Below are 22,292 nucleotides of genomic sequence, written 5' to 3'. Positions count from 1 at the left end.
GAGAATTCTTATAATTCATCAAAAGTCTTTTAATTTATTGAATAACTTTACATACATGAATGTAATTTTTTATTTTTACTAATATTATCCCCGCTCTACGAAGTGTTCACGTTTGCTGTGCGAAGTCTCCCGACTTCGTACCCGTTCCAATAATCCACGAAGAGAATAAAAAGTAATAATTTTGGAACGGAATATAGCGACCGGTACGAAGTCAGGAGACTTCGCACAGCAATTCAGAATATTTAAATGGAGAGGAGAGAATTCAATCCCCAACCAACACCTCATTAATTTCCGTAATCAATTCAAATTCATCCAAAGGAAACATCTCCAACACCATTTCTAAAATAAGCGCCACATTGATAGGCGAATATTTAATTGTGGTTGAGGTTTGATGTGCTTCTTGCTCTAAAACTACAATACACAATTTTATGATTTCGGTAATGGTACAGCCCAGTTCATAATAATTGAGTAGCTTAATTTGAGCTGTGTGAGTGCCTGTTTTATCAGCGGTCAGCTTATTGCAATATTTGACAGTTAATTTTCTGAGGTTCTCTAAAGTTTTCATTTCATTAGTTTCCATGGCTTATATTTTTTAGTTATTAATCGTTTTACAATTAGACTTTTATTATTTTATTATAAGAAAAATTGTACTTTTGTTTGATTCAGCGAAGGAAGAAATAGATTGTATCGTACCAAACCGTTTTGATTGGTATCTGAACAGTCGAAATAAGTTTTTTACCAGTTGAGGTTTTTCACACTTAATTATTATCTTTGAATTATGAGCACACTAACAAAACCAAATCATATAGGGCGCAAGATCAGCCGTATTCGTGAACTTCGTGATATGAAACAGGAAGCTTTGGCGCAGGCTTTAGGAATCAGTCAGCAAACAATATCTGCTATCGAAAACAGCGAAACTATAGAAGAAGAAAGACTTATCGAAGTTGCAAAAGCACTTGGTGTAACAGTTGAAGCTATTAAGAATTTTTCAGACGAAGCTGCAATTAATTATTTTAATACTTTCAATGAAAGTCCTAATAATTATTTTGGACTTAATAATTGTACTTTCAACCCGTTAGATAAATTGGTTGAATCTTACGAAGAAAATAAAAAACTTTACGAACGTTTGCTAAAAGCGGAACAAGATAAAATCGAATATCTGGAAAAATTACTTCAAGGGAAATAATTTTTTCTAAAGTCTATTCATAAAAAAAGCATCAGCCACGGTTGGTGCTTTTCAATTTTAAAGCAAAAAACAAATCTTAGCGCGATAATGAAAATTGTACTAGAAAATAAAGGAATTAAAACAGATACTTTTTATATACCGCCTTTTGTTTTGTATGAAGGCGAGATAGTCGTTTTGTTTTTATACAACGGACAACATTTTTATGAAACAGAAATGTATCTTAAAGACATTTTTTGCGGTAATACAAAACATGAAAATGTTACTTTACACAAAAACATGACTTTTGTCGATTTTTTTAGAGAATCAAATTTTAAAGATATTTTTTTTCCCTCGACTATAAATAGATATTTAAAAAAGCATACCGATTTTTCAAACCTTTTTCTTGTGAAATTATTTGAAGATAAATATGTTACCAGAAAAACCAGAATTAATAAGCTAGGAGGAACTCAGCGAAAGCTGTTGAATTTATATGTAACTCTTTCTAAAACAAAAGATATAGTATTTGATGTAGCAGGCTTGGATCCTCAAGGTGCTTTGTTAACTTTTACGATGGTAGAGGAAACAGTAAAAAATGGAGGTTCAGCAATTTTACTCGATGGCTTTGATGATATGAAACAACATGCTTCAAAATACATTGAACTCGAATGGAATGAAGGTTATACGCCACCAGCTCGAAGAGAATTTAAATTTTAAGCTAAAAAAAAGCATTCGCCGCGACGAATGCTTTTCGTTTTTAATGTAAAAAACAATTAACGACGAAACGAAGGACTTTCGTTTACTGATTCATCAAGCTTAATAGTTTTTGATTTTTTAGCAGAAACATTAATTTCGTGTTTCGCTACTTTACCATTTTCTTTTACTTCTAAGGTATAAGTTCCGGCAGGATATGCTTCTAAACTTAAGGTTTTTGAAATCTCTAATTTATCTGTAGCAGATTCTCCTGTGTACACTAAATTATGGTTTTCGTCATAAATAGAAAAAACTGACTTCTCAACGGCATTTAAAGTAAAACTAACTACTTTTCCGTTTCCGGTTTTTATATGTAAAATATAATCCCCTTTTCCATCAATTGCATAAGTAAAGATCGTTGTTAAAAATACGGCAACAACTAAGCCCATTTTGGTAAAATTTGTCATGTTTTTTTTAATTGTTTATTACTATTTGTGGAACGCCCAAAACTACAAATTGAAATTTAATTTTATGCAAAAAAATCACTTTTTTTAACGTGTAAATTGCTGAATTAAAGATGTTTCTGTGTTTTGTCTGAGCTATGTACGTATTTACTGGGCTCTTGGATGTTTTTAGCTGATTTTTTTTAATGGTTTAGAAACCAGATTTTTAGATTTATTAAGAATAGTTTTCTAAAAATGAAATCCAAATAAATTTCAGCAAAAAATAAGGCATAAAAAAACAGCTCACTAACCACAATGAACTGTTTAAAAAAACGATTTTCTCGTTTTAAACTTTACTAACTATCTAACCTCATTTTATACTGTATGCAGTATAACTTTTTAGCGTGTTGCTACGCTTGTATTTTGAGCAGAAAATCCTGCTTTGTAAACTGATGAAACTGCTTTTCTGGATAATAAAGTCGCATCATCGGTAATTGTAATTTCGTGTCTCACTTTTTTTACATTATCTTCAATTTCTAAGAAGTAAGTTCCTGCCGGAAATTCTTCTAAACTAAAAGTTCTCAAAATTCCTTCTTTGCCGGAAGCACTTTCAGAATAAATTAAACTACCGTCTTTATCATAAATAGCCAGGTTTGCTTTTTGCACTTTATTAAGGGCAAATGTTATTAGCTTTCCATTCGCTTTTAATACATGAAGATTAAAATCTTCATTCCCGTCAATTGCATAAGTACTCATTCCTGAAAAAAGCACCGCACATACTAAACTTAATTTTAAAATCTTTTTCATGACATTTGTTTTTAGATTAATAGTTCTAATTCTCTGATGCTAAATTACTTCGGATATGCGTTTTTTTACACAACTCTGTTTTCCTATTTCGATGCTGTATTCTCATTTACGAAAGCGTTATAGGTTAAAGTTTGAATTATATTTATCGATTTTGTTAATATGGTTGTTATTTTTCAACGTTTTGTTTAAATTAAGATAATGTAAATTTATCTGTATTTCTTACAAAAAGTATGTTTTGAAATGAACTTTAACCGCAAGGGACGCAAAGGTCTTTTTATAAGCAAGGTTTTATATAAACGCAAAGTTCGCAAAGCTGATTATTGATATCGCTTTGCGAACTTTGCGTTTACTAAATAGTACATAAAAAAAATTTGCGTCCCTTGCGGTTAGATTAACATTAAGATAAGGCACAAAAAAAACAGCTCAATAACCACAAAGAGCTGTTTCAAAACAATCACGTTTTTAACTTTACTAACTATCTAACCTCATTTTTATACTTTATGAGAAGTATAAACTTTTTTAGCGTACTGCTACGCTTGTAGTTTTAGCAGAACCTGCTTTATATGCTGACGAAACTGCTTTTGATGATAATACAGATGCATCATCAGTAATTGTAATTTCGTGTCTTACTTTTTTAACACTGTCTTCAACTTCTAAGTAATAAGTTCCTGCAGGAAATTCTTCTAAACTAAAAGTTCTTAAGATTCCTTCTTTACCAGAAGCATTTTCAGAATAAATCAAACTGCCATTTTTATCATAAATGCTTAAGTTGGCTTTTTGTACCTGATTAAGGGCGAACGTAATTAGTTTTCCATTAGCTTTTAATACGTGAAGATTAAAATCTGCATTTCCGTTGTCATTTCCATCAATTGCATAAGTGCTCATTCCTGTTAATAGTACTGCACACACTAAACTTAATTTTAATATCTTTTTCATAATGCTTCGTTTTTAAATTATTGTTCTAATTTTCTGATGCTAAATTACTGCAGCAATACCTTTTTTATCACAACTCTATTTTCCAATTTATGTGCTGTATTCTCATTTACGAAACCGTTATAGGTTAAAATTTGAATTAAATGAGGTGTTTTTGTTAATTCTGCTATTATTTTTCAATTATTTATAATTGTTAACATTTTTGTAAAACACCCATATTCCTACAAAAATGACAAAAACTTATAAAAAGACTGATTAACTACGATATGTAGAAAAAATATCGGTTAAAAATAAGGATCATTAAAAAAATATCGATTTTGTCATAATTTGTAAATTCGTTCTTGGATGATTTTGATGTAAAATTCGCATTTGCGAAACCGTTATAGGTTAATTTTTAAATTATATTAGCTATTTTTGTTAAATTTGCTGTTATTTTTTAAAGAATTTATCATGAAGACAATTGCCCCAGCTCTTGAAGTGATATCAAACTCATACGGAAGTTCTTTTACCTATACAAAGCACGCCGAAAAGACCAATAGTAAAGCGCATCTCTGGCATTATCATCCGGAAATTGAGTTGGTTTATATAAATGGCGGAGCGGGGAAAAGACAAATAGGAAGCCATGTTTCTTATTATACAAATGGTAGTTTGATACTTATAGGTGCTAATTTGCCACATTGTGGTTTTACGAATGAACAGACGGGAAACACAAACGAAACCGTTATTCATATTAAACCCGGGTTTTTAGGGAGTGATTTTTTTGTTGCTCCTGAAATGAAAAGGGTTCAGAATCTTTTTAGTCAGGCAAAAGGCGGAATCGCTTTTGGCGGGGAAACAAAGAAAAAGATTGGAAAGAAAATCGAGATGATGGAAAATCAGCTTCCGTTCGAACGTTTGCTGACACTCCTGAGTATTTTAGACGAACTCGATTCTTCTGAAGATTATACGGTACTGAACGCCGATGGTTTTTCGTTGGAATTGCAAACGCAGGGCAATGATCGTATCAATGTTGTTTTTAATTATGTTAAAGATCATTTTCAGGAATCGATTGCCATCGACGAAGTTTCGAGCCTGGTCAGTATGACAACGCCTTCTTTCTGCCGTTATTTCAAAAAGATTTCAAATAAAACCTTTACAGAGTTTGTAAACGAGTATCGTTTGGTACATGCCTCAAAACTATTGGCCGAAAAACCAATAAGTATCAATGAGGTTTGTTACGAAAGCGGCTTTAATAATTTCAGTCACTTTAGCAAATCCTTCAAACAATATACCGGTAAAAGCGCTTCGCAATACCGTCACGAACACAAAATTATTATTAGCTAAAAAAAGACCTTTTGGCTGGCTGAGAATCCTGGAACTTCGAAAGAAGCTTCAGGATTTTTTTTTAGCCACGAATTTCACGAATTACTATTTTTCATTACAGAGAAAAAATTAGTGCTAATTCGTGCAATTCGTGGCAACTTTTTTTTAAAATTTAAAATTTTTGATATTGTTATAAAATTTATATTTACAGACTTGTTATTCTTAAATTGTAACAAGTCTGTGCATATTTTGATTTAATATCCTAACCAATTTTATAACGGAATGAATTTATTTAGAAAACCTGCCATATTCCTCCTTATCGGGATAACTTTTTTTAGCTGCAATAAAAAAGATGTAGCATTTTCAGATCCTTTAATTACCAATCGCGATACAACGGTAAATCCTGCGGATGATTTTTTTAATTATGCCAACAATGGATGGTTCAAAAAGAATCCAATCCCGAAGACCGACAGCAATAACGGAATAATGCGAATTGTAATGGATACTATTAATGAACAAATTAAAAGTATCTGCGAAAATTCGGCTAAAGACGAATCAGCACCAAAAGGAAGCAACAAACAAAAGATTGGTGATTTTTATGCCTCAGGTATGGATACGATTGCCATCGAAAAAGCGGGTTTGTCTCCGTTAGATACCGAAATAAAAAAAATCAACGCAATTAAAGATCTTTCAGGATTGGTGAGTACGATTGCACATTTGCAAACGGTAGGAGCAGATCCGGCATTTACGTTTTATGTTTCTCAAGATGACAAAATCAGTACAAAATATGCGTTGTTTTTTGGACAAGGTGGTTTAGGAATGAAACAAAGAGATTATTATCTGGATTCGGATAAGCGAAATGTCGAAATTCGTGCGGCCTATTTAGCCTATCTTAAAACGATGATGAAATTCACGGGCGAAGATGAGACAGTAGCAACAAAAAATGCTGAAATAGTCCTGAAACTAGAAACCGAACTGGCAAAATCATCCCGAAAATTAGAAGCGCTTCGTGATCCTGTAAAAAATTACAATAAACTGACTGTTGATCAGTTCAGCACCATCACGCCGGATATCGACTGGAAAAAAGTATTGCCGGTTTTAGGCGTGGCAAAAGCCGATTCTGTTATTGTAGGGCAACCGGAATTCTTTAAAGCATTAAATACGACCATAAAAAAATACACGATTGAAGAATGGAAGACCTATCTGAAATCGAATCTTGTCAATGCTTATGCGCCTTATCTGACTGCTGCCATCGAGAAAGAAAATTTCAAATTCTATTATACGATTATGAATGGTGTGTCTGCTCAAAAACCACGCTGGAAGAGGGTAGTAGCACAAACAGATGAATCTTTAGGAGAATTAATTGGTCAGGTTTACGTGTCGGATTATATGCCAAAAGGGGTAAAAGAGAAATTGTTGGAAATAGGAAACAATATTCGTGATGTATTTGCTTCGCACATCAAAAAGTTAGATTGGATGAGCGAACCTACCAAGCAAAAAGCATTATACAAGTTGAGTAAAATGGTGATGAAATTGGGATATCCGGATAAATGGAAGGATATGAGCCAACTTGCCATAGACAGAAAATCATATTGCGGGAATGTTATGAAAGCCAACGTTTGGGATTATAATTTCATGATCAATAAATATGGTAAACCGGTAGACAGAAACGAATGGGTAATGCAGCCACAAACCTACAACGCATATTATAACCCGAGCAATAACGAAATTGTGATTCCGGCCTGTAATATCATCGTCCCGGGTTATGAAGGGCGCATGCCTGATGACGCCATTTTATACGGAATTATTGGTGGTTCTTTCTTTGGGCACGAAATTACGCATGGTTTTGATGATCAGGGAAGTCAATATGACGAAAAAGGAAACCTAAACAATTGGTGGACGGCAGAAGATCTGAAAAAATTCAAAGCCAAAACTCAGCTAATAGTAAATCAGTATAATAAATTTACCGTATTAGGAAAACATGTAAACGGTGAAGCAACTCAAGGCGAAAATATTGCCGATCTGGGTGGTGTGATTATGGGATATGAAGCATTCCAGAAGACAGCGCAATTTAAGAACAAAGATAAAATTAGCGGATTAACTCCGGATCAGCGTTATTTTCTTGCCTATGCTTATTCCTGGATGATTAACAGAAGAGATGAATCCAAAATCAATCAAATCATGACGGATGTTCATGCGCCGGAACAATTCAGAGTCAATGGACCGTTGAGTAATATTCCGGAATTTCATAAAGCATTCAATGTCAAAAAAGGAGATAAGATGTACCAACCGGATAGTTTACGAGTAGTAATCTGGTAAGCAATAAGATTCTCATTTATATAAAACCATTCGTTGCGACGAATGGTTTTTTTGTTGCTAATTTTTTGCCACTCCCGATAGCTATCGGGATAGAGAGATTAATGGGATTTTTTTTCGCCACTAATTTCACGAATTTTCACGAATTCAATTCATGCTAATTTGTGACACACTTTTTTTAGAATCATTAAAGTCATTTTATCCCGATAGCTATCGGGAGTGGCTATCTTTTTCATCGCAACTAACCCACCATACAATTCGCTCTAATTAGTGCAATTACTTCGCCTGTTCGCTGTCGATCGGGTCGTGGTAACCTTTTTTTATAATTATTAAAATCTAAAATCAGTGGCCAAAAAAATATCACAAATACATAATCCGACTACTGAAAACCAGTCGGATTTTTCATATAATATATTGTAGAAAAAAGTATATTTACAATCCCTAATCAGAAAAAAAATAATATGAAAAACTTTAGAATTTTAGTATTTGCTGTTTTTTTATGTGCTTCATCAATGAGTTATGCGGCAAAAGTAGATACTTTGCAAGTAGCGAGTGCAGCGATGAGCAAAACCTACAAAGCTGCGGTTGTTTTACCAAATTCGTATGCAAAAAGCAAATCGGCATTTCCGGTGCTGTATTTATTGCATGGTGCTTACGGGCATTTTGGCGATTGGCTAAAAAACACACCCAACAAAAAATTAGTTCAGAATTTAGCCGATCAGTACAATTTGATTATTGTAATGCCCGAAGGAGAAACGTTTAGTTTTTATCTGGACAGTCCGGTAAATCAGGGAAGCCAGTTTGAAACCTTTATTACACAAGAAGTGATTCAGAAAGTAGATAAAACCTATAGAACGATAAGCAACAGAAACGGAAGAGTCATTACAGGACTTTCTATGGGAGGTCACGGCGCATTGTACTTATCGGCCAAACATCCTGAATTGTTTTGTGCTGCCGGAAGTATGAGTGGCGCAGTAGATATGGGAGTAATGCTCAATCGTGAATCTTCGGCACAGGTGGTAAAATTAATGCAACCCGTTTTTGGGGACAAAAGCGACAGCTCAGAAATGTATGCAAAATATGCTGTAATAGGAATGTTAGACAAACTAAAAGCCAACGAACTCCCTTTGATTATTGATTGCGGCGTTGATGATTTTTTGATAGAACCCAACAGAGAATTACACCGAAGACTAGTCTATAATAAAGTAAATCACGATTATACCGAACGTCCCGGAGCACATACTTGGGACTATTGGGAAAATTCGCTACCGTATCATGTGTTATTTTTTAATAAAATATTGCTTAAAAACCAGCAGGTTACAAAAAAATAATAGAAAATTCTAACAAGAATTTAGTAAAATCCTTTTTTTGGTTTGGTTTTTGGAATACCTTTATATATAAATATTCTAAAAACAATAAATACCACAAATACCATGAAAAAGATACTTACCTTATTTGCAGTTGTTGGATTAATCGTGTTTTCTAGTTGTGAAGGACCGGAAGGGCCTCCGGGATTGGATGGAATTGATGGTGAAATTGGCACTGTTTACGAAAATATTGCGCCTAATTACTATAATTTTGTAGGTCCAGATTATAGCGTTAGATTTAATTTTCCAAAGGCTATTTACGATTCAGATGTTGTTTTAGTATACCGTTTTGATGGTGTAGATTCTGGTAATCGACCAGTTTGGCAAGCCCTGCCGGAGACTTATTATCTAAATGATGGAACTAGAGATTTTTCTTTAAAGTATGTTTTTACGCCTAGTTATGTAAATATTTACTTAGATGGAAATAATCGAGCTACTATTCCTGCTGCTTATAGGGTTAACCAGATTTTTAGAATTGTTGTAGTTCCTGCAGACTTTGTAAAATCAGTTAATAAAGCTAGCTATTTAGATGTAGTTAATAAATTGAATATTAAAGATAGTCAGATACATGATATTAAACTATAATATTAGTTTCAAGTTATTATAAAAAAAAGGAAATCGGAAGATTTCCTTTTTTTATGAATTGTATTTTATATACTATTTAATAAATGCTCTTTATGAATCATTAGTGAGCTAGTTAAGGATATCCTTTCTTTATCAGGAAGATAAGATCTCGGTTTTCTAAGTCCAGCAAACCCGACAGGTTTTTAAAATCTGTCGGGTTTATAGTATCGAGAAGTTTAAGTTTTATCTAATTCATTTCAATGAAAACAGGGCTCAATACCATCTTATCTATATATGCGAATCAAGAGTTGAGATGTGCCTTTAGGCACTAAATATTGGTAGAAAACACGAATAAGAATGAATCCAGCGTGCCGTAGGTACACAATAGTTATCGTTTTGTTGCGTACCTACGGCACGCCAACGTATTACGCACCTAATTTCTACCAATATTTAATGCCTAACGGCACAAATTGCAGACTTTCAATTCTTTATTTGCATTATGTATTGTAAAGATTACTTTACGAATAGAACGTCGTTTAAGTATGGTAACGACAATAGAATAGTAGACTAAAAACAAAAAAGCTATCTTAAAAAAGACAGCCTTTCGTATTAAATATATCTAAAATATTTATTCTTCTAATTTTGGAGCTTCTTCAGCATCTTTCCCGTATTTTAGAGAAACCAAAATCCCTACTAAAAGCGAAAGTGCAATAAACGCTAAGGATGCCCATTCCGGTATGTGAATAAAATCGTGAAGGATCATTTTTAATCCCACAAAGGCTAAAATAGCCACTAAACTATATTCTAAGAAACTAAATTTGGCCAACATATTCGCTAGGAAAAAGTACATAGAACGTAATCCCAGAATAGCAAAAATATTAGAACTAAATACCAAAAACGGATCCTTGGTAATGGCTAAAATTGCAGGAACACTATCTACAGCAAAAAGAACATCCATAACCTCAATAACAATCAGTGCCACAAATAATGGAGTAGCTGCTTTTTTTGCCATTTTTGTCGTAATGAAAAACTTTTCACCGTCCATTTCAGATGTAATAGGGATAATTTTTCCAAGCGTTTTATAGACAAAAGAATCTTTTGGCTGAAAATCATCTTCTTCTCCGGAGAACAACATTTTTATAGCAGTAAAAATCAGGAATCCACCAAACAAATAAGTCGTCCAGGTAAATTTATTGATCAGCATTACACCAAAGAAAATCATCAGTCCACGAAAGATTACTGCACCCAGGATTCCCCAGAATAAAACGCGGTGTTGGTATTTTTGCGGTATTTTGAACGACGCAAATATAATGGCAATTACAAAAATATTATCGACACTCAGGGATAGTTCAATCAGATAACCTGTAATAAACTTCATAGAAGCAACAGCTGGTTTCAGATTATCAGGATTTGCAATATAGTCTGTAGTATAAAGCCAGTAAATTACTCCTGAAAACAAGAAGGACATTGATACCCAGATCAGGGTCCATTTGCTTGCTTCTTTGGTACTAATGATATGAGGGTTTTTATTGAAAACTCCCAGGTCTAAAGCAAGGATAAAAACAACGGCTAATAAAAACAAAATCCAGACTATCATGATACTTTTTTTAAATGATTTACAAAGATAGTTTTTGATGTTTAACTTAAAAATTAATTATCGAAAAGTTGTGTTTAAATTCTGAATAAAGCTTAAAGATTTCTAAGTTAGTGATGTTGGTTTTGTGTATCATGGGAAGATTGCGGTAAATGGCACGCGGATGACACGGATTCGCTTTGGGAAAACACGGATTTACACGGATTTAATCTTTTTTATTATCGCTTTTTGTCATCCCGAACGATGGATCTATGAAAGCAGCTCTACAAAGATTGGCGATTTTGCAGGAGGAGTTACTTGCGGAGATCCCTTGTCCGTCGGTATGACAAGTTTGAGGTTATAATATTAATAGATAAAATTTCTAATGAAAACTGTAGCCCTAGCCCCGATAGAAGTGGAAATCCTTTTGTGTGTCCCGATAGCTATCGGGAGCCACAAAAGATTGGAACGGATAGCGGGATTAGCTCCTGAAAAAAAGAAAAATTATACATACCGAAATGACAGACTATAAGGCAAAAAAAAGTGCCAACAATTACGATGGCACTTTTAAGATATAATCTAAGCTTTGAATTATAGCGCTGATTTTACAGTTTTGATAATTCTTGCAGCAATTTTGTATGGATCACCGTTTGAAGCTGGTCTTCTGTCTTCAAGATATCCTTTCCATCCTTTTTGAACAGTATATAAAGGAATTCTGATTGAAGCTCCTCTATCAGATACTCCATAAGAGAAATCATGGATAGAAGCAGTTTCATGTTTACCAGTCAAACGTTGGTCGTTGTAAGCTCCGTAAACTGCAATGTGTTCTTCAACAACAGGACGGAAAGCTTCACATATTTTTTCGTATGTTTCTTTAGAACCGCATGTTCTTAGTACTTCGTTAGAGAAGTTAGCGTGCATTCCGGAACCATTCCAGTCTGTATCTCCAAGTGGTTTTGGGTGGTATTCTATATAGTAACCGTATTTTTCAGTCAAACGATCTAATAAGTATCTGGCAACCCAAATTTCGTCTCCGGCTTTTTTAGCCCCTTTAGCGAATAATTGAAATTCCCATTGTCCGCAGGCAACCTCCTGGTTAATACCTTCAAAGTTAAGACCGGCAGCGATACATAAGTCAGCATGTTCTTCTACTAATTTTCTTCCGTGAGTGTTTTTTCCACCTACAGAGCAGTAGTACATACCTTGTGGAGCAGGATAACCTCCAACAGGGAAACCTAATGGCAATAAAGTTTTAGTATCCATGATGAAATACTCTTGTTCGAAACCAAACCAAAAATCATCATTATCATCATCAATTGTAGCTCTACCGTTAGATGGGTGTGGCTTTCCGTCAGCATACATCACTTCTGACATTACAAGGTATCCGTTAATGCGAGTTGGATCCGGGTAAATTGCAACAGGAACTAACAGACAGTCTGAAGAACCACCCTCGGCTTGTTTTGTTGATGAACCATCAAATGACCAGTTTCCAAGTTCTTCTATCGTTCCTTTGAAATTTTCATGCTCTTCAACTTTAGTTTTACTTCTAAGATTTTGAGTTGGTTCATATCCATCTAACCAAATGTACTCTAACTTAATTTTAGCCATAATAATATAAATTAATTTTTTTGTTTTTTTCGTTGGGTCAAATATAGATTTATTTTTTTAGCCGTAAAAATTAGGGGGCTGTTTTGTTTAGCTGACTATTATTTTTTGGATAAGCGCAATTTTCAGAGGGGTATATTTTTAAAAAAGCAATTTTTAATGCTTTTAAAAAATAAATTCGTAAAAATTACTGTTGTTTAGAGGGTTTTCAGGTTATGAAATTGTAAAAAAATGTTTATTTAATGAAGAATGCTGAGGTATTTTGTTATATTTCTTCAAATCAAATTCATTATTCTTTGAAAAAAGCTTTTAACGTTGAAAAATCATCGAAGAAAAATCTGAAATTTATCTTTAAAACAGGCTTTTTATTTGTTTATATTTGTTCTTCTTTTTTTAGTAAAAATTATTACAAATTTTAAACTTATATACATGTCAACATTACGTTTCCAGGCTTTAAAAGAAGCTTCTACCAGAAAGCCAGTACATTTTGAAGAAATAGACAGAAAATCTAACATCTTTGGTGCAAATGTGTTTAATGAAAAAGCAATGAAGCAATTCCTGACTTCGGATGCATTAAAGGGAGTTAGGGACGCTGTGCAGCATGGAACTAAAATAGACAGAAAACTGGCAGATTATATTGCTATGGGAATGAAAGAATGGGCGTTATCAAAAGGTGTTACGCATTATACACACTGGTTTCAGCCCCTTACAGGAACAACAGCAGAAAAACATGATGCTTTCTTCGAGACTTCTTATGACGGGAGCGATCCGGTAGAGAAATTTGGCGGAGCGCAATTGGTACAGCAAGAACCGGATGCCTCAAGTTTCCCGAATGGCGGCATCAGAAATACCTTCGAAGCCAGAGGATATACAGCCTGGGACCCCACTTCGCCGGCATTTATTTACGGAACTACTTTATGTATTCCAACCGTTTTTATTGCCTACACAGGAGAAGCTTTAGACAATAAAATACCGTTGTTAAGAGCGCTGTCTGCTATGGATGAAGCTGCTACGGAAGTATGCAGGTATTTTGATAAAAATGTAAAAAAAGTAACCGCTACTCTAGGGTGGGAGCAGGAATACTTTTTGATTGATAAAGCATTAGCCAATTCCCGTCCTGACCTGATGATGACCGGAAGAACATTATTAGGACATACCTCTGCAAAAGGGCAACAATTAGACGATCACTACTTTGGTTCTATTCCTACGCGTGCCTTAACGTATATGAGAGATTTAGAACAAGAATGTATGTTGCTGGGAATTCCGGTAAAAACGCGTCATAACGAAGTAGCGCCTAACCAATTTGAGCTGGCCCCAATTTTTGAAGAAACCAACCTTGCCGTAGACCATAACTCTTTATTAATGGATGTAATGCAAAGAGTAGCAGAACGTCATGATTTTAAAGTATTATTTCACGAAAAACCTTTTAAAGGAGTAAACGGTTCCGGAAAACACAACAACTGGTCACTGGCAACAGATACGGGAGTTAATTTACTGAGCCCTAGTAAAACGCCAATGAGCAATTTACAGTTTCTGACTTTCTTTATCAATACCATAAAAGCAGTTAACGATTACGAAACCTTATTAAGAGCGTCTATCGCAACAGCAAGTAACGATCACAGGTTGGGGGCAAATGAAGCACCGCCGGCCATTATCTCGGTTTTCATCGGAGCGCAATTAACCAAAGTTTTGTCAGAGCTGGAAAGTGTGACAACCGGTAAATTATCACCTGAAGAAAAAACGGATTTAAAACTTAATGTAGTTGGGAAAATTCCGGACGTTCTTTTAGACAATACAGACAGAAACAGAACATCGCCTTTTGCCTTTACCGGAAATAAATTCGAGTTTAGAGCGGTGGGTTCAAATGCAAACTGTTCAAACGCAATGACAACGCTAAACGCAATTGTCGCCAAACAATTAAAAGATTTTAAAATAGAAGTAGATGCTTTGATCGAGTCCAAAGACATGAAAAAAGATGATGCGATCTTTAATGTTTTAAGAGAATACATCAAACAATCTAAAAAAATACTTTTTGAAGGCGACGGATATAGCGAAGCCTGGGAAAAAGAAGCGGCTAAGAGAGGGTTAAGTAATTTTAAAACCACTCCGGAAGCGATCAAAGCGAAAGTTTCAAAACAAGCTTTGGATTTATTTTCTGAATTAGGCATCCTGAACCATGTTGAAGCAGAAGCGCGTTATGAGATAGAATTAGAAGAATACACAAAGAAGATTCAGATCGAAGGAAGAGTTTTAGGCGATATTGCAAGAAATCATGTTATCCCGACAGCCATTCGTTACCAAAACACCTTAATCGAAAATGTAAAAGGATTAAAAGAAATTTTCGGAAAGGAATTTGAAACGATTGCAAAAGAACAAATCGTTCTGATAAAAGAAATTTCGGCTCATATAGAAGGAATCAATTCTAAAGTATTGGCCATGACAGATGAGAGAAGAACAGCAAACCATTTAACCGATGCACAAAAAATGGCTGAAGCTTATTGTGACAAAGTAAAACCTTATTTTGAAGATATTCGTAATCACTGTGATAAATTAGAATTACTGGTTGATGACGAAAGCTGGACATTGACTAAATACAGAGAATTATTGTTTACAAAATAGTTTTTTGCCACAGGTTACACAAATTTTTAGGAATTTATTTATAAGTATAAATGCTCAAAAATCATCCGTTAAGGATGATTTTTGCTTTTTAAGAAAAGAATTAGTGAAAATTTGTGTAATTCGTGGCAAACTTTTTTACAATCAGACATCTCAATAAACCAAAGAATTAAAAAAAGGGATTATCTTTGCACCACATCAACACAAACTAATTTTCATGAGTTCAGATTCTAGCAAAAGGTACGCACAAAGAGGTGTTTCGGCATCAAAAGAAGACGTACACAACGCCATAAAAAATATCGATAAAGGTTTATTTCCTCAAGCATTTTGCAAAATCGTTCCGGATTATCTTACCCAGGACGAGGAATATTGCTTAATCATGCACGCTGACGGAGCAGGTACAAAATCGTCACTGGCGTATATGTACTGGAAAGAAACAGGCGATATTTCAGTTTGGAAAGGAATTGCCCAGGATGCTTTAATCATGAATATCGACGATTTATTATGTGTTGGCGCAACAGATAATATCTTGCTTTCTTCTACCATAGGAAGAAATAAAAACTTAATTCCGGCTGAGGTTATCTCCGCAATCATCAACGGAACCGAAGAATTGATCAACGAATTAAAATCTTTTGGTGTAACGATTCATTCAACCGGAGGCGAAACTGCTGATGTTGGTGATGTTGTTCGTACCATTATTGTAGACTCTACCGTAACAGCCCGCATGAAACGCAGCGATGTTGTAGATAATGCTAATATCAAAGCAGGTGACGTAATTGTTGGTTTGACTTCTTTTGGTCAGGCTACTTACGAAAAAAGCTATAATGGCGGAATGGGAAGTAACGGATTAACCTCTGCCCGTCACGATGTTTTTGGGAAATATTTAGCCAAAAAATATCCGGAGAGTTATGATGCACTTGTTCCTGAAGAACTAATTTATTCAGGTCAGGTAAACTTAACAGATGCGGTTGAAAACAGCCCAATAAACGCAGGTCAGTTAGTACTTTCTCCAACCAGAACGTATGCACCAATTATCAAGAAAATTTTAGATACGTACACGCCAAACGAAATTCACGGAATGGTGCATTGTAGTGGGGGAGCGCAAACTAAAATTTTGCATTTCGTACAAAATTTACACATTATAAAAGACAATTTATTTCCGGTTCCGCCATTGTTCAAACTCATCCAGGAACAATCAAAAACGGACTGGAAAGAAATGTATCAGGTTTTCAATTGCGGTCACCGTATGGAAATTTACGTTCCTGAAAACATTGCACAAGATATCATCGCGATCTCAAAATCGTTCCATGTTGATGCACAAATCGTAGGTAGAGTAGAAGCGGCAGATGCTAAGAAACTGACTATTACCAGCGAATACGGAACATTCGAATATTAATTCTTTTTTGAGTTACAAAGATACAAAGGTTCTGAGTTGCAAAGGTTTTATATACTGGAGTTTACAACAGAACCTTGTTTTATTAATCATTAGCTTTTTTTAGGAGCTAATCCCGCTATCCGTTACAATCTTTTGTTTTTTAAAGAAAAAAACAAAAGGATTTTCACTACTATCGGGGCTAAAAAACAGCAGGCTATGTACGAATTACTTTTTTGGAGATATTTAGAAGAGGTTTACCTAAACCATCACGAAGTTTATGAAGCTCTTACAGAAAGAGAAAATGTCGAAGGTCTTGAAACACTTCCCGTTGAGGTAATTATGAACCGAATCGCTTCGGTATTCTCGCAATGGGAAAGAGTCGATGAAAACAGCTGGCAAAATACTTCAGGAAAAGGTGCTTTTCAGGTCATTACAACACCACAAAGTATCAAAATAGACTGTTACGGAACCGAAGGTAAAACCATGAACAAATTGGTTGAGGTGATGGAAGAATTCAAATGTCCGTTATACGATCCGCAAGTTCCGGAGCGCTATGATGAAATGAGTGAATAATTTTTTCTCTAATCGCTTTGTGAATCTTCGAGCATTTTCGTCAATCTCTGCGAAATAGCGATAACACAAAGTTGCACAAAATCTCACAGAGATCTTCAAAAGGTGTAGTCCCTAAAGGGACAATTTTATTTGGGATTTTTTTTCTACTAACATCTAACTCCTAACGGAGTATTTAATGCAGAGTATAGGTTCATGAGCTAATATCTCGGAGAGATTAAATGTTGGTAGCAACAAGTTTAAGCGTCTTCCATTTGTCCCGTAGGGACTACATTGAATCAATAATTGATCTTTTATTTAGAAATTTTTTATAATCTTTATAATCAATTTAATCTGTGGCAAAAAAATAAAAACATGAAGGCATCAAATTTTAATTTTTCAGACAACATTATCCTGGAAGACGACTTAGTTTTATTACGTCCGTTACAAGAATCCGACGTTGATAATCTGTTAGAAATATCGATCAACGAACCCGAAACCTGGAAATATTCATTAGTAGGTGCAGACGGAAAAGAAAATTTGATCAAATACATTCAGGCGGCCATAAAAAACCGTGAGGATAAAAAAGAATTTCCTTTTATTGTCTTTGATAAAAAATCTCAAAAATACGCCGGTTCAACACGTTTTTACGATATGAATCTGGAGTTTAAAACCCTTCAGTTAGGGTTTACCTGGTACGGTTCAGCTTTTAGAGGAACCGGGCTCAACAAACATTGTAAATATTTATTACTACAATTTGCTTTTGAAACACTCGGAATGGAACGCGTAGAGTTTCGTGCCGATAACAACAACGAACGAAGTATTGCTGCTATGAAAAGCATCGGTTGCAAAGTCGAAGGTGTTTTAAGAAATCACATGCCAACAATAAATAAGGAAATACGTCGAGATTCGATCATTTTAAGTATTCTTAAAAACGAATGGTTTGACGAAGTAAAAGAAAACCTAAAGCAAAAACTTTAAAAAAGAGCCAAGGCTCGATCTACATCGTAGGGCTGTCCCGATAGCTGTCGGGATTAATTCGGTTTAGATATATATAGTAAATATTGAATTTTGCGATTGAAATTGATTTTTGCCATTCCCATTTTGGAATTTAAAATTTAACTATCCATCTTTCAATATCAAATTTTGTTCTTTTCTCAGCTTTACAACTAAAGTATCAATGTAGGTTTTTATTTTTTGAGGTAAAGTATTCCAGCTTGGGTCTTTTTTGAAACTTCTGCAATAATCCAGGTCGCATTCTACAGCACGAATTGCATACTTTTTGTTTTTATAAACCGTAATAATTTTAACGCGTCTTATTCCGCCATACTCTGTTTTTGTTCCGTACACAATTACAGGATCTATGTAGCCATCACCATCAATATCTTTGGTACTGCAATATTTTGTCCAGAACCAAATCGTAGTTTCTTTAGGATCATCAGTAGGTTCAAGTAAATCGTTGATTCTCCATTTTTCAAGAAAACCGCCATGATCCGCCATGGTGCAAATGGCCTGGATTTTAGTGTTTAAAGTATCGTTTTTAGTAATGTTCTTTTGGTTTTCGCACAAAAGCAATTCATAGACACCGCTTTTATCATCGCATTCAAATGCTTTATAAATAGGGAAGTCAGAAACTTCGTTTAATTCTCTTTGCTTTATTTCTTCTTTGGTTAACCTGTAACTGTCTGTTTTTTGCGAAAAACCGAATGTGGTATAGGAAAGTACTAGAAATAAAATATATTTTTTCATATATAAATGGCATTTTAGATACTTCAAAGATATTTAAAAGCTTTTTAGTCTGAAACAATTTATATTTTTTATAAAGCATATTTTATTGTAATTTTCTAACCTGAAAGTATTGGTAAATCGTTTTAGTAAATGCTGTTTACCGTTTTATATACAAAATATTGATTTTAAAAAATAACCTGATGAATAGAATAAATTGTAAAAATTTACTTTTTGGATTATCATTTTTAGTACTTAGTTCTACAGCAAATGCTCAGAAAAAAACAATAGAAAAGCGAAACCTGATTCAGTACGTTGATCCGATGATTGGTACGGCTAAAATGGGGCATGCCTATCCCGGAGCAACAGTTCCGTTTGGGAGTGTGCAATTAAGTCCGGAAACCGATACAATTGCTTACAGCCTAAATGGCAGATACAATGGTGATGTTTATAAATATTGTGCAGGATATCAATACGAAGACAAAACGATTGTGGGGTTTAGCCACACGCATTTTAGTGGAACAGGACATTCTGATTTAGGTGATTTTTTAATCATGCCTACAACAGGAAAATTACAACTGAATCCCGGAGTTGCTTCAAAACCATTATCGGGTTATCGATCGGCCTTTTCTCATACGACAGAAAAAGCGGAACCCGCCTATTATAGCGTACTTCTGGAAGATCATAAGATTAAGGCAGAACTTACTGCAACAACGCGAGTTGGAATGCATCAATATACGTTTCCAAAGTCAGACGAAGCGCATATTATTCTCGATTTGACTTCCGGAATTTACAATTACGATAAAAAGAACGTCTGGACATTTGTTCGTATTGAGAACGATACTTTGATTACAGGATATCGCCAGACGAATGGTTGGGCGAGGACCAGAACGGTTTATTTTGCGATGTCTTTTAGTAAACCAATCAAAAGCTACGGACAAGCGGCGCAGGAAAAAAGTGTATACAAAGGTTTTTGGGGAAGATTTGATCAAACCAAAAATTTTCCTGAAATGGCGGGTCAGAACCTAAAATTGTTTTTTGACTTTAATACCGAAGAAGGCGAGAAGATCAAAATAAAAATGGCTTTATCTCCTGTAAGTTCAGCCGGAGCATTGGAGAATATGAAGAAAGAAGTTCCGGATTGGGATTTCGAAAAAGTAAAAAAACAAAGTCAGGAAACTTGGAATAACGAATTGAATAAAATTCAGGTTGAAACCATTCAAAAAGAAGATTTAGTCAATTTTTATACTTCAATGTACCATGCCTTTTTAGGCCCAACAGAATACATGGATTTAGACGGAAACTATAAAGGTCTGGATATGAATGTTCATAAAGCAGAGAACTTTAAAAATTACACCAGTTATTCGCTATGGGATACTTACAGGGCTTTGCATCCTTTATTCAATTTGGTTCAGCCCGCCCGAAATTCAGATATGATCAGTTCAATGTTGGCACATTCAGACCAAAGTGTGCATAAAATGCTGCCGATCTGGTCGCATTATGCCAATGAGAACTGGTGCATGATTGGGTATCATTCCGTTTCCGTAATTGCGGATGCGATTGTAAAAGGCAATGGAAATTTTGACAGAGAAAAAGCACTTCAGGCTTGTGTGAATACGGCTAAAGTACCTTATTACGACGGACTGGAATATTACATGAAAATGGGCTATGTGCCTGAAGATAAAAACGGATCTTCAGTTTCCAAAACCTTAGAATATGCTTACGATGATTGGGCAATTGCTCAGGCAGCAAAAAAGTTAGGCAAAACGGATATTTATAATGAATTCATCGAAAGATCTAAAAATTATAAAAACGTTTATGATGCCAAAACGGGGTTTATGCGTCCTAAATTAAACGATGGCACTTTCAAAAAAGAATTTGATCCGCTTGATACCCACGGACAAGGATTTATTGAAGGAAATTCATGGAATTATAGTTTGTACGTTCCGCAGGATCCTGCCGAAATGATCAAAATGATGGGCGGAAACGAGAAGTTTAATATTCGTCTGGATTCTTTATTCAGCATGCATTTGCCGGATAAATATTTTGAAAACACCGAAGATATTACCAGAGAAGGCATCATAGGGAATTATGTTCACGGAAACGAACCTTCTCATCATGTGGTGTATTTGTACAATTGGACCAATTCGCCTTGGAAAGCTCAGGATAAAATCAGAATGATCCTGAAAAAAATGTACCGAAACGGTGCCGACGGTTTAGGGGGAAATGACGATTTTGGGCAAATGAGCGCCTGGTATATTTTTAGCAGTTTAGGATTTTACCCTGTAGCACCGGGGTCTGACGAATATGCTTTAGGAAGCCCGCTAGTGAAGAAAGGGATTTTTAATTTAGACAGCGGTAAAACTTTCGAAATAGAAACTGTAAATCAATCAGATAAAAATGTGTTTGTAAGCAAGGTTTTATTGAATGGTAAAAAGTTAGACAAACCTTTCCTAAAACATGCAGATGTTATCAATGGCGGAAAAATTACTTTTTATATGAGTTCAAAACCTAATAAGAAGAATTATTAATAGGTAAGGGCTGAGGTTCTAAGATACTAAGTTGCTAAGTTTTTTAGGCTTTCATTTTTTAATCGACATGTAAACCTAACAGGTTTTTAAAACCTGTTAGGTTTCTTTATTCCGACTTCGTTCAGCCTGACAAATACCATATTAAATTCGTGAAAATTGGTAAAATTCGTGGTGAAAAAATTAATAATACTCAAACATGAATAGATTTTATAAAAACTTCCCGAAATTTGCACTTTAAATAAAAGTAAATATGAAAATAAATCTAAAATCAGGAATTGATAAATTGCTTTTCGGAATGAAGCAAAATGATGTAACCGCTGCTTTAGGAAAACCGGACAAAAATTATGTAGATGAAGACGATAATGTGATTTTTGTATACAATGCACAAAAAATCAGATTGACATTTTATCAGGAAGAAGACTTGAAATTAGGTTATTTAGTAGCGTCAAGCAATGATCTGGAAGTTTTTGGATTCAAATTAATCGGAAGAAAAATTGCTGATGTAAAGAAAGATTTAGCCACAAAAGATATTACAAAATATACTCAGGAAACTTTTGATACTTTCGAGAACTATTTCAACGAAGACAATTGGTTTATTCTTCAAACAGAATTTGACGAAGTGGTAAAGTTTGAAATTGGTGCGATTATCAATGGTAAAGACGAGTTCGACTGGAAGTTTCCGGTGAAGAAGTAAAAGTATTGTTTGAAAACTTTCAAAGCTTAAAACTTTG

Annotated in this window: 19 protein-coding genes; 12 read left to right on the top strand and 7 right to left on the bottom strand. The window is 34.6% G+C overall.

What is annotated here, in order from left to right; translation table 11 throughout:
• Window positions 1-262: 262 nt before the first annotated feature.
• Window positions 263-580, bottom strand: a complete 318-nt coding sequence (locus tag ACQY44_RS17605) for a hypothetical protein (protein WP_428231607.1) — start codon at window positions 578-580, stop codon at window positions 263-265.
• Window positions 581-778: 198 nt separating this feature from the next.
• Here ACQY44_RS17605 and ACQY44_RS17600 point away from each other — a divergent pair, with 198 nt between their 5' ends.
• A complete protein-coding gene (locus tag ACQY44_RS17600) occupies window positions 779-1,186 on the top strand; it encodes a helix-turn-helix domain-containing protein (RefSeq protein WP_428231606.1) in 408 nt (135 codons plus the stop codon).
• Between the two features lie 87 nt (window positions 1,187-1,273).
• Complete coding sequence (locus tag ACQY44_RS17595; protein WP_428231605.1) at window positions 1,274-1,879, top strand: hypothetical protein; 606 nt, start codon at window positions 1,274-1,276, stop codon at window positions 1,877-1,879.
• A 56-nt stretch (window positions 1,880-1,935) separates the two neighbouring features.
• Here ACQY44_RS17595 and ACQY44_RS17590 read toward each other — a convergent pair whose 3' ends face one another.
• The 3 genes from ACQY44_RS17590 to ACQY44_RS17580 all read right to left on the bottom strand — a co-directional run bounded on the left by ACQY44_RS17590 (window position 1,936) and on the right by ACQY44_RS17580 (window position 4,041).
• Entirely contained in the window at window positions 1,936-2,322 is a 387-nt protein-coding gene (locus ACQY44_RS17590; RefSeq protein WP_428231604.1) for a secretion protein, read from the bottom strand.
• 375 nt (window positions 2,323-2,697) lie between these two features.
• Complete coding sequence (locus ACQY44_RS17585) at window positions 2,698-3,105, bottom strand: T9SS type A sorting domain-containing protein (RefSeq protein WP_428231603.1); 408 nt, start codon at window positions 3,103-3,105, stop codon at window positions 2,698-2,700.
• Between the two features lie 519 nt (window positions 3,106-3,624).
• Window positions 3,625-4,041, bottom strand: a complete 417-nt coding sequence (locus tag ACQY44_RS17580; RefSeq protein ID WP_428231602.1) for a T9SS type A sorting domain-containing protein — start codon at window positions 4,039-4,041, stop codon at window positions 3,625-3,627.
• Window positions 4,042-4,488: 447 nt separating this feature from the next.
• Here ACQY44_RS17580 and ACQY44_RS17575 point away from each other — a divergent pair, with 447 nt between their 5' ends.
• The 4 genes from ACQY44_RS17575 (at window position 4,489) to ACQY44_RS17560 (ending at window position 9,608) form a co-directional block, all read left to right on the top strand.
• A complete protein-coding gene (locus ACQY44_RS17575) occupies window positions 4,489-5,361 on the top strand; it encodes an AraC family transcriptional regulator (RefSeq protein ID WP_428231601.1) in 873 nt (290 codons plus the stop codon).
• A gap of 261 nt (window positions 5,362-5,622) precedes the next feature.
• A complete protein-coding gene (locus ACQY44_RS17570; protein WP_428231600.1) occupies window positions 5,623-7,659 on the top strand; it encodes a M13 family metallopeptidase in 2,037 nt (678 codons plus the stop codon).
• 458 nt (window positions 7,660-8,117) lie between these two features.
• The gene (locus tag ACQY44_RS17565; protein WP_428231599.1) at window positions 8,118-8,987 is read left to right on the top strand and encodes an alpha/beta hydrolase; all 870 of its coding nucleotides are present in this window, start codon (window positions 8,118-8,120) and stop codon (window positions 8,985-8,987) included.
• A gap of 102 nt (window positions 8,988-9,089) precedes the next feature.
• A complete protein-coding gene (locus ACQY44_RS17560) occupies window positions 9,090-9,608 on the top strand; it encodes a hypothetical protein (RefSeq protein WP_428231598.1) in 519 nt (172 codons plus the stop codon).
• A 607-nt stretch (window positions 9,609-10,215) separates the two neighbouring features.
• Here the strand turns inward: ACQY44_RS17560 and ACQY44_RS17555 are convergent.
• Together ACQY44_RS17555 and ACQY44_RS17550 are read right to left on the bottom strand one after the other, a co-directional pair.
• The gene (locus ACQY44_RS17555; RefSeq protein WP_428231597.1) at window positions 10,216-11,184 is read right to left on the bottom strand and encodes a TerC family protein; all 969 of its coding nucleotides are present in this window, start codon (window positions 11,182-11,184) and stop codon (window positions 10,216-10,218) included.
• A 567-nt stretch (window positions 11,185-11,751) separates the two neighbouring features.
• Complete coding sequence (locus ACQY44_RS17550) at window positions 11,752-12,768, bottom strand: glutamine synthetase beta-grasp domain-containing protein (RefSeq protein WP_428231596.1); 1,017 nt, start codon at window positions 12,766-12,768, stop codon at window positions 11,752-11,754.
• Window positions 12,769-13,194: 426 nt separating this feature from the next.
• Between ACQY44_RS17550 and ACQY44_RS17545 the strand changes: the two genes are divergently transcribed.
• The 4 genes from ACQY44_RS17545 to ACQY44_RS17530 all read left to right on the top strand — a co-directional run bounded on the left by ACQY44_RS17545 (window position 13,195) and on the right by ACQY44_RS17530 (window position 18,286).
• Window positions 13,195-15,384 (top strand): glutamine synthetase III, encoded by a 2,190-nt coding sequence (locus tag ACQY44_RS17545; RefSeq protein WP_428231595.1) that lies wholly within the window; start codon window positions 13,195-13,197, stop codon window positions 15,382-15,384.
• Between the two features lie 214 nt (window positions 15,385-15,598).
• Complete coding sequence (locus ACQY44_RS17540; protein WP_428231594.1) at window positions 15,599-16,777, top strand: AIR synthase related protein; 1,179 nt, start codon at window positions 15,599-15,601, stop codon at window positions 16,775-16,777.
• Between the two features lie 195 nt (window positions 16,778-16,972).
• A complete protein-coding gene (locus ACQY44_RS17535) occupies window positions 16,973-17,329 on the top strand; it encodes a hypothetical protein (RefSeq protein ID WP_428231593.1) in 357 nt (118 codons plus the stop codon).
• A 351-nt stretch (window positions 17,330-17,680) separates the two neighbouring features.
• Window positions 17,681-18,286 carry a GNAT family N-acetyltransferase gene (locus ACQY44_RS17530; RefSeq protein ID WP_428231592.1) on the top strand — a complete coding sequence of 202 codons (606 nt, stop codon included), beginning with the start codon at window positions 17,681-17,683 and terminating at the stop codon, window positions 18,284-18,286.
• A 141-nt stretch (window positions 18,287-18,427) separates the two neighbouring features.
• Here the strand turns inward: ACQY44_RS17530 and ACQY44_RS17525 are convergent, their stop codons facing one another.
• Window positions 18,428-19,054: a M949_RS01915 family surface polysaccharide biosynthesis protein gene (locus ACQY44_RS17525; RefSeq protein ID WP_428231591.1), complete on the bottom strand. Its 627-nt coding sequence runs from the start codon at window positions 19,052-19,054 to the stop codon at window positions 18,428-18,430.
• Window positions 19,055-19,233: 179 nt separating this feature from the next.
• Here ACQY44_RS17525 and ACQY44_RS17520 point away from each other — a divergent pair, with 179 nt between their 5' ends.
• Both ACQY44_RS17520 and ACQY44_RS17515 read left to right on the top strand, forming a co-directional pair.
• Window positions 19,234-21,561, top strand: a complete 2,328-nt coding sequence (locus ACQY44_RS17520; RefSeq protein ID WP_428231590.1) for a GH92 family glycosyl hydrolase — start codon at window positions 19,234-19,236, stop codon at window positions 21,559-21,561.
• Between the two features lie 250 nt (window positions 21,562-21,811).
• Complete coding sequence (locus tag ACQY44_RS17515) at window positions 21,812-22,255, top strand: hypothetical protein (protein ID WP_428231589.1); 444 nt, start codon at window positions 21,812-21,814, stop codon at window positions 22,253-22,255.
• Window positions 22,256-22,292: the final 37 nt, after the last annotated feature.

Origin of the sequence: Flavobacterium sp., assembly GCF_965277525.1 — a bacterium.
GTDB lineage: Bacteria > Bacteroidota > Bacteroidia > Flavobacteriales > Flavobacteriaceae > Flavobacterium.
This window is presented reverse-complemented; position numbering and strand designations above follow the sequence as displayed.

Bases quoted from the DNA above. Each gene is read 5' to 3' on its own strand.
- ACQY44_RS17605 (WP_428231607.1), bottom strand. From the start codon at position 580: ATGGAAACTAATGAAATGAAAACTTTAGAGAACCTCAGAAAATTAACT.
- ACQY44_RS17600 (WP_428231606.1), top strand. From the start codon at position 779: ATGAGCACACTAACAAAACCAAATCATATAGGGCGCAAGATCAGCCGT.
- ACQY44_RS17595 (WP_428231605.1), top strand. From the start codon at position 1,274: ATGAAAATTGTACTAGAAAATAAAGGAATTAAAACAGATACTTTTTAT.
- ACQY44_RS17590 (WP_428231604.1), bottom strand. From the start codon at position 2,322: ATGACAAATTTTACCAAAATGGGCTTAGTTGTTGCCGTATTTTTAACA.
- ACQY44_RS17585 (WP_428231603.1), bottom strand. From the start codon at position 3,105: ATGAAAAAGATTTTAAAATTAAGTTTAGTATGTGCGGTGCTTTTTTCA.
- ACQY44_RS17580 (WP_428231602.1), bottom strand. From the start codon at position 4,041: ATGAAAAAGATATTAAAATTAAGTTTAGTGTGTGCAGTACTATTAACA.
- ACQY44_RS17575 (WP_428231601.1), top strand. From the start codon at position 4,489: ATGAAGACAATTGCCCCAGCTCTTGAAGTGATATCAAACTCATACGGA.
- ACQY44_RS17570 (WP_428231600.1), top strand. From the start codon at position 5,623: ATGAATTTATTTAGAAAACCTGCCATATTCCTCCTTATCGGGATAACT.
- ACQY44_RS17565 (WP_428231599.1), top strand. From the start codon at position 8,118: ATGAAAAACTTTAGAATTTTAGTATTTGCTGTTTTTTTATGTGCTTCA.
- ACQY44_RS17560 (WP_428231598.1), top strand. From the start codon at position 9,090: ATGAAAAAGATACTTACCTTATTTGCAGTTGTTGGATTAATCGTGTTT.
- ACQY44_RS17555 (WP_428231597.1), bottom strand. From the start codon at position 11,184: ATGATAGTCTGGATTTTGTTTTTATTAGCCGTTGTTTTTATCCTTGCT.
- ACQY44_RS17550 (WP_428231596.1), bottom strand. From the start codon at position 12,768: ATGGCTAAAATTAAGTTAGAGTACATTTGGTTAGATGGATATGAACCA.
- ACQY44_RS17545 (WP_428231595.1), top strand. From the start codon at position 13,195: ATGTCAACATTACGTTTCCAGGCTTTAAAAGAAGCTTCTACCAGAAAG.
- ACQY44_RS17540 (WP_428231594.1), top strand. From the start codon at position 15,599: ATGAGTTCAGATTCTAGCAAAAGGTACGCACAAAGAGGTGTTTCGGCA.
- ACQY44_RS17535 (WP_428231593.1), top strand. From the start codon at position 16,973: ATGTACGAATTACTTTTTTGGAGATATTTAGAAGAGGTTTACCTAAAC.
- ACQY44_RS17530 (WP_428231592.1), top strand. From the start codon at position 17,681: ATGAAGGCATCAAATTTTAATTTTTCAGACAACATTATCCTGGAAGAC.
- ACQY44_RS17525 (WP_428231591.1), bottom strand. From the start codon at position 19,054: ATGAAAAAATATATTTTATTTCTAGTACTTTCCTATACCACATTCGGT.
- ACQY44_RS17520 (WP_428231590.1), top strand. From the start codon at position 19,234: ATGAATAGAATAAATTGTAAAAATTTACTTTTTGGATTATCATTTTTA.
- ACQY44_RS17515 (WP_428231589.1), top strand. From the start codon at position 21,812: ATGAAAATAAATCTAAAATCAGGAATTGATAAATTGCTTTTCGGAATG.